Consider the following 7497-nt stretch of genomic DNA (forward strand, 5'->3'; position numbering starts at 1 on the left):
CCGAATGTTCCTTCGCCGTAATGGATGTGATGTCAGATCATCGACCGCATCATGCCCTGCGGCTCTTCGCCGAGCTGGGTGAGCGTCGCGGCGTGGAAGATCGAACCGGGGACGTGGATGGCGTGGCTCAGACCGGCGTGCGCGTCGCGCCAGAAGCGCTGCAGCGGATTGCTCAGCTGCAGCGCGCCGCCGCCGGCCCGCGAGAAGATCTCGTCGACGGCGCGCACAGCCCGCCATGCCGCGGCGACCTGGGTCCGGCGTCCGATTGCACGCTGCTCGAAGGTGACCTCGATGCCCCGCTCGGTCAGATCCCAGAAGCGGTCGACGGTTTCGAGCAGGGCGGCCCGCGACGCGGCGATCTCCGCTGCGGCGTCACCGAGGTTCGACAGCACGTACGGGTCCTGCTTGATCGCGGTGCCGGACACCGTGACCCGCTCGCGCTGGGACTCGATGTAGCAGTTCAGCGCGCCCTCGGCGATGCCGATGAGCGACGAGGTGATGCCGAGCGGGAAGATGCACGAGAAGGGGAACTTGTAGAGCGTCTCGTCGCGTCCGGCGTCCTGCCACGCCACCCCGCCCATGACGCGCTCGGCGCGCAGGGTCCGGTACTCGGGGAGGAAGGCGTTCTCGACGATGAGATCCTTCGAACCCGTGCCGCGCAGGCCGACGACGTTCCAGCTGTCGTGGTCGATCCGGTAGTCCGACCGCGGCAGCAACACGTGCAGGCTCTGTGGCGGGTTCAGGCGGTTGCCGTCCTTGTCGCCCACGGCCGCACCGATCATCACCCAGTCGCAGTGGTCGGTGCCCGACGAGAACGACCAGCGGCCGTTGAGGATGTATCCGCCGTCGACGGGGGTCGCCACACCCATCGGTGCGTACGGGGAGGCGATCCAGGTGTCGGGGTTCTCGCCCCACACCTCCTCCTGGGCCTTCGGGTCGAAGAAGGCCATCTCCCACGGGTGGACACCGACGATGCCGCTGACCCAGCCTGTCGCGCCGTCCATGGCGCCGATGGCCATGGCGGTCTCCGCGAACTCGCGCGGGTGCGCCTCGAGGCCCCCGAATTCCTTCGGTTGCAGGAGGCGGATGACACCGGCGTCGCGGAGCCTCTTCGCGCTGCGGTCGGTCAGCCGCATCAGGGTGTCGCCTTCGGCGCCGTCCGCGCGGATCTCGTCTGCGAACTCCGAAACGGAGTCGAGCACCTGTCCCATGATCTCTCCAGCTCTGTGAGGGTGACGCCCCCGATACGGCGTGGTGAGCGTCGGTTCCGTTGACGCCTACGGTCTCAGGTGAACCGTTCCCGTATCGTCGTTTTTCCACTGAGCGGGAGCGGTCGATGGGGTTGAGCGGGATCGGGTTACGAGTCCGCGCGGACGGGGCCTACGCGTCGTCGCGGCGAAGGAACGCGAGCACCGCCGACAGCCACGCCTCGCGCGCCTCGATCATCGTCCAGTGGCCGCAGTTGGGGAAGACGTGGAGCTCGCCGCGGCGCAGTTCGCGCATGGGAAGCATCGCCATGTCGACGGGGCTGACACGGTCGTCGCGACCCCAGGTCAGCAGCACCGGCGCGGTGATCTTGTGGAGCTGCGCCCAGTACGGGGTGGCGTCGGAGGCGGCAGCGGCCTTCGCGCCCGCAGCGAAGGCCGCGGTGCTGTACATGCGTCGGGCGATCTCGAGGGTCTTCGGTTCGGTGGCCAGTGCCCACCGCTCCTCGATGAGTTCCTCGGTGACGATCGCGGGGTCGTAGACCATCGACCGCAGCCAACGGACGAGCTTGTCGCGCGTGGGGTCGTCCGTGAACTCCATGAGCAGCCGGATGCCCTCGCCCGGCGACGGCGCGAAGACCGACCGGCCGGCGCCTCCGATGGTGACGAGCTTCTTCACCCGCTCGGGCTGCGCGATCGCGAACTGCGTCCCGACGATGCCGCCCATCGAGTTCCCGATGATCGACACGCGGTCGAGGCCGAGTCCGTCGAGGAAGTCGGTCACCGCGACCGAGGCCATCGCCATCGGGTGTCCTTCGCACGGGTCGCTCACGCCGAAGCCGGGGAACTCCAGGACGAGGCACCGGTAGTTCTCGGCGAGATCGGCGAGCACACCGCGGTAGTTCCGCCAGCCGGTGACGCCCGGTCCGGAGCCGTGGAGCAGCAGGAGTGGTTCACCCTGACCGGCTTCGTGGTAGCGGAGGGTGCCGCGGTCGGTCGCGAGTTCTCTCGCCGTGTTCTCGAAAGTCGATTCCGTCGTCATGACGAGAAGGTTTCCAGTGATCCACCTCACGCGGCTCGAACGTTCCCGATCACCGGGATGTTCCGCCCGCCGCGGGGCGGTGCGTGATGTTGCCGGCTCCGGCCGTCAGATCCAGCCGTTCGACTGCGTGGCGAGCATTCGCTCCATGACCTGCGGCGACCACGAGGCTCCGGACGTGCGTGCGGCGCGATTGCGTCGAGGGGTGTCGAGTTCGGGATAGAGCGCGCGCGAGATCGTGCGGACCGCATCGGCGACCAGCGGCGCGATGCGTTCGAGGTGGCCGGGGCGGGTGGGACCGCACAGGGAGATCGCGGCGACCGGCGATGCAGGGCTGCGGATCGCGGCGCCCACACAGGACATACCGGCGGTGGCCTCTCCGGTCTCGAAGGCCAGACCGTGGCGACGGCGGATGCGGTTGAGTTCGAGGTGCAGGGTCGACAGATCGGTGATGGTCCGCTCGGTGCGACGCGGCAGTTGCGGGCCGGCGTAGAGGGCATCGACCTGCTCCGGCTCGAGTCCGGCGAGCAGCGCCTTGCCGCCGGCGGTGGCGTAGGCGGGGACACGTCCGCCGACCCGCGACGGCAGTGCCGCGGCGAGCTGGCCGCCGATCTTGTCGAGGTAGACGCAGTCGGGCCCGTCGAGCACGGACAGGTGCGAGACCATCCCGGTGGTCATGTGCAGTTCGTGGAGGAGCGGTGCCGCGGCCTCACGGACGCGGATGTGCCCACTGTCGCCCTCTCCCATGGACTTCGCACGACGTCCGAGGCAATACCCGAACGACGCGTGGTCGATCCAGTCGAGTCGCACCATCTGGTCGAGGATGCGGTGGACCGTCGAGCGCGGAAGCCGGGTGCGGCACGCGACTTCTTCCAGGGTGAGCCGCGACGAGAGATCGTCGAAGGCATCGAGGATGAGGGTCATTCGCTCGACCATCGATGCAGGCAGTTCGCGCTTCGGTGCCTGGGAGACCTGCGTACGTTGCGCCTCGGACATCGTCGACCCTTTCTCCGGAATCCGATCACCCACGAAAGCAAGAATTGAAATTGATTCTTGTGAGTGATGCCCAGAGTACAAGGCGAGTGACCTGTTGCACAATTCCCGATCAGCGGACTCGATGTATCCCGCGATCCACGTCCCTCCCCTCGCCCTTCCGCCGGCACGTCTCACTGAGCAGGAGGTCCCTGTCCCGCGGACCGGGCGGTGGGTACAACCTCGGATGTGGGCCGAACCCGCCTGCACCCGTCGCCCGCACGAGCCGAAAGAGTCGAGACCACGATGCCGGATACCGAGTCCCCCCTCTTCCGTCCCCTGACGGTCCGTTCCCTCGAGCTCCGCAACCGCATCGTGATGTCGCCGATGACCCGCTCGCACTCGCCGGGTGGCGTGCCCGGCCCGGATGTCGTGGAGTACTACCGGCGACGCGCGGCGGGCGGCACGGCCCTGATCGTCACCGAGGGCGTCGCGATCGATCACCCGACAGCAGTCGACAATCCCCGCGTGCCACACATGCACGGCGAAGAAGCCCTCGACGGCTGGCGTCGCGTCGTCGACGCGGTCCACGCCGAGGGTGGACGCATCGTCCCCCAGCTCTGGCACGTCGGCCCCCTCTGGGGCGCGATGACCGCAGATGTCGACCCCGACCTCGTCCCCATGCGGCCGTCGGGAGTCTGGGGCGAGCTCGGCGTGACGTCCTACGGCGAGGACTACATCTCCCGGGCCTCAGCGCCCACGCGGGCCATGACCGTGGAGGACATCGAGCAGGTCGTCGCGGCCTATGCCGACGCGGCGGCCGCCGCTGCCCGAGTCGGATTCGACGGCATCGCACTGCACGGTGGGCACGGCTATCTGCTCGACGCGTTCCTCTGGGAGGGAACGAATCTCCGCGACGACGAATGGGGCGGCGACCTCGAGCGCCGCACCCGTTTCCCCGCCGCGGTGGTCGCCGCCATCCGCGCGCGCATCGGCGACGACCTGCCGATCTTCTACCGGTTCTCGCAGCACAAGCAGCAGAACTACGAAGCCCGGATCGCCCACACCCCGGACGAACTGAAAGCCGTCCTCACCCCCTTGAAGGAAGCCGGCGTCGACGTCTTCGACGCGAGCATCCGCCGCTTCGACATGCCGGCCTTCGAAGGCAGCGACCTGACACTCGCAGGCTGGGCCAAGAAGGTCACCGGCGCACATTCGATGGCCGTAGGTAGTGTCGGAATCGCGACGACGTTGCGGGAGAGCCGCCTCCAGGGCAGCGCACCTGTGCGCAACAACGTTCCCGAACTCGAACGACGGCTGGGTGACGACGAGTTCGATCTGGTCGCCATCGGACGTCTGCATCTTGCCGACCCGTCGCTCGCGACGACCCTTCGCAACGGCGCGGAACTGCCCGAGTTCGACCGCGCGGTCCACGAGGCCGCGCTCATCTGACGCACCAAAACCGGTCTCGCTCAGCGAGATAGAACAGCGTGACAGCTCTCACCTGCGATACCAGTGATCCGAGCCACTCCCATTCGTGGGGCAGGAAACACGGCCCGCGATCGGGCCGCCGAGAGTCTGGAATGTGCTTTGACGTCCTACGCCAATGAACTCTCCCAGCCGGAATCCGCAACCCCGAAGGGGCGGAGCCGGTTCGACCGGCAGCAACCGGTATGGGTGATCGTGTCGGTCCTGATCGCCGTCGAGATCATCAGTGCCTTCGAAACATCGATGATGTTCGCCGCGATCCCGACGTTGATCACCGAATTCGACAGCAACGCATCGACGGTCGGATGGGCGGTGACGGCCTTCCTTCTCGTCTCGGCCGCCTCGGCCGCCGTGTGTGGTCGACTCGGCGACATGTACGGCCGGGAACGGATCCTGATGGTCCTGCTCGCCGTCGCGGCGCTCGGCTCGATGGTCAGCGCCCTCGGTGACAGCCTCACCAGCATCATCATCGGCCGCGCGATCCAAGGTGTGGCCGGTGCGATCCTGCCGCTGTGCATCGGGCTGGCGCGCGAGCATCTTCCCGCTTCCCGCGTTCCCGTTGCCGTCGCACTGATCTCCGGCTCGGCGGTCGCCGCAGGTTCGGCGTCGCTGCTCGTCGCCGGTCTGCTGATCGACAACGCCAGCTGGCACATGATCTTCGTCGTCGCAGCCGCATATGCGATCTTCGCCCTGCTGCTCGTCTGGTTCGTCCTCCCGTGGCGCCGGCCCACCGGGACCTCCGAGAAGATCGACTACATCGGTGCGGTCTCCTTCGCCGGCGCGGTCGCCGCGATCCTGCTCGGCGTCAACAAGTCCCAGGCATGGGGTTGGTCGGACCCGCGGACCCTCGGTCTCATCCTGGGTGGGGCCGTCGCTCTGGTCCTGTTCGTGCGGTGGGAACTGCGCACACCCTCCCCCATCATCAACGTGCGCCTGTTCGCCGACCGCAAGTTCTCGCTCACGATGCTGGCCACCGTCGCGATCGCGGCGGGACCGCTGGGCGTGGTCACCATGATCATTCCGATCATCATGCAGACACCGTCCACCGGCGACTTCGGCCTGGGCCTGAGCGCAACGCACGCGGGTTGGCTCTCGTTCATCGGCTCCCTGTTCGGATTCGTCTGCACTCCGCTGAGCGGCCGGATCTCCGCCGCGGTGGGTTCACGCGCGTCGATGCTGCTCGGCACCGCCCTGTTCATCGTCGGCGTCGTCGTCATGCTCACCGCGCACCACTCCGTGGTGGCCATGACCGCGATGGTCGTCGTGGTGTCGGTCGCGACCGCCTTCGCCTACACGGCGATTCCGAACCTGATCGTCGAGTCCGTGCCCGAGCACAACACCAGCGAGACGACCGGCACGAACGCCGTGCTGCGTACCGCGGGTCAGGGTGTCGGAACGTCGATCGCAACCATGCTGCTCGCGTTCGCTGCGACCCCACTCGCGGGAATCAACATGGTCGGCGGCATGCTCATCGCGCTCTCCGTGGTGACCATCGGGATCACCTTGCTGATCCCACGCAGCGTGCGCACCGCCTGATCCGAACGCCCGTCTCCTCCCNACGGGCGTCGGCGTCCGTCGGCGTTCTACCGTGGTCCGATCGAGAAGTACTCGTATCGAAGGGAACCCACTGCGATGACAGCCGTTGAGACACCGGTCGGTTCACGCTCCGTCGTACTGACCGTCGGTGCAGTCGTCCAGGAAACCGCCGACGCCGTTTCGCTGGTGTTCGACGTGCCCGAAGAGCGCCGCGCGGACTTCGCCTACAAACCGGGACAGTTCCTCACCCTGCGAATCCCGAGCGATCGGACCGGTTCCGTGGCACGGTGCTACTCGCTCGCGAGTTCCCCCCACACCGGCGAGCCTCTCAAGGTCACCGTCAAGCGCACCGCCGACGGATACGGCTCGAACTGGCTGTGCGACAACATCACTGCAGGGCAAACCCTCGAGGTGCTGCCCCCGGCGGGTGTGTTCACTCCGGTCGATCTCACCGAGAAGCTCGTACTGTTCGCCGGAGGCAGCGGTATCACGCCGGTGTTGTCCATCCTCGAGTCGGCTCTCCACAGCGGCAATCGCAACGTGGTGCTCGTCTACGGCAACCGCGACGAGAAGTCCGTCATCTTCGCCGAGAGGCTGCGCGAACTCGCCGCCCGGCACGCCGCTGCCCTCACCGTCGTGCACTGGCTCGAGAGCGTGCAGGGCCTGCCGACGCCGCGGCAGCTCGCGACCCTGGTCTCCGCCTTCGCCGATCACCGCGCGTACATGTGCGGACCCGGGCCGTTCATGGACACCGTCCGCGAAGGCCTGCTGCTGGCCGGCGTCCCGAAGGACCGCATCCACGCCGAGGTCTTCACCTCCCTGTCCGGCGATCCGTTCGCCGACGTACCTGCCGTCGAGATCGACGAGTCGGACACCGACGCCGCCTCCGTGACGGTGCAGCTCGACGGCGAGGAACACGACCTCGTCTGGCCGCGCAGCGCGACTCTCGTGGACGTCATGCTGTCGAAGGGCCTCGACGTGCCCTACTCGTGCCGGGAAGGCGAGTGCGGGTCGTGCGCGTGCACCGTCGTCGAAGGCGACGTCGACACCCCGCCGTCCGCGATCCTCGACGAGGAGGACATCGCCAACGGGTACGTCCTCGCATGCCAGGCCAGGCCCAAGAGCGACCGCGTGCGCATCGACTTCTGAACCCGTTGCACCGAGCGAAGACCCCGTACCGCCTCTGGGCGGTGCGGGGTCTTCCTCGTCCCGGGGGATCCGTTCCGGAACGGATGCTCTCCACATGAGGCGTGAGAT

The 7497-nt window shown here is 67.7% G+C and carries 6 protein-coding genes; 3 read left to right on the forward strand and 3 right to left on the reverse strand.

What is annotated here, in order from left to right:
* Nucleotides 1–32: 32 nt before the first annotated feature.
* The 3 genes from ACLBYD_RS21810 to ACLBYD_RS21820 all read right to left on the reverse strand — a co-directional run bounded on the left by ACLBYD_RS21810 (nucleotide 33) and on the right by ACLBYD_RS21820 (nucleotide 3240).
* A complete protein-coding gene (locus tag ACLBYD_RS21810) occupies nucleotides 33–1211 on the reverse strand; it encodes an acyl-CoA dehydrogenase family protein (protein WP_006551939.1) in 1179 nt (392 codons plus the stop codon).
* Nucleotides 1212–1380: 169 nt separating this feature from the next.
* Complete coding sequence (locus tag ACLBYD_RS21815; protein WP_447818083.1) at nucleotides 1381–2247, reverse strand: alpha/beta fold hydrolase; 867 nt, start codon at nucleotides 2245–2247, stop codon at nucleotides 1381–1383.
* 105 nt (nucleotides 2248–2352) lie between these two features.
* Complete coding sequence (locus tag ACLBYD_RS21820) at nucleotides 2353–3240, reverse strand: IclR family transcriptional regulator (RefSeq protein ID WP_447818084.1); 888 nt, start codon at nucleotides 3238–3240, stop codon at nucleotides 2353–2355.
* A 282-nt stretch (nucleotides 3241–3522) separates the two neighbouring features.
* Between ACLBYD_RS21820 and ACLBYD_RS21825 the strand changes: the two genes are divergently transcribed.
* The 3 genes from ACLBYD_RS21825 (at nucleotide 3523) to ACLBYD_RS21835 (ending at nucleotide 7389) form a co-directional block, all read left to right on the forward strand.
* Nucleotides 3523–4668, forward strand: a complete 1146-nt coding sequence (locus tag ACLBYD_RS21825) for an oxidoreductase (protein ID WP_447818085.1) — start codon at nucleotides 3523–3525, stop codon at nucleotides 4666–4668.
* A gap of 225 nt (nucleotides 4669–4893) precedes the next feature.
* Nucleotides 4894–6240 carry an MFS transporter gene (locus tag ACLBYD_RS21830; protein ID WP_447818127.1) on the forward strand — a complete coding sequence of 449 codons (1347 nt, stop codon included), beginning with the start codon at nucleotides 4894–4896 and terminating at the stop codon, nucleotides 6238–6240.
* Between the two features lie 96 nt (nucleotides 6241–6336).
* Nucleotides 6337–7389, forward strand: coding sequence for a 2Fe-2S iron-sulfur cluster-binding protein (locus ACLBYD_RS21835; RefSeq protein ID WP_447818086.1), 1053 nt, complete (start codon nucleotides 6337–6339; stop codon nucleotides 7387–7389).
* Nucleotides 7390–7497: the final 108 nt, after the last annotated feature.

It is taken from the genome of Rhodococcus sp. C26F, from assembly GCF_053345925.1.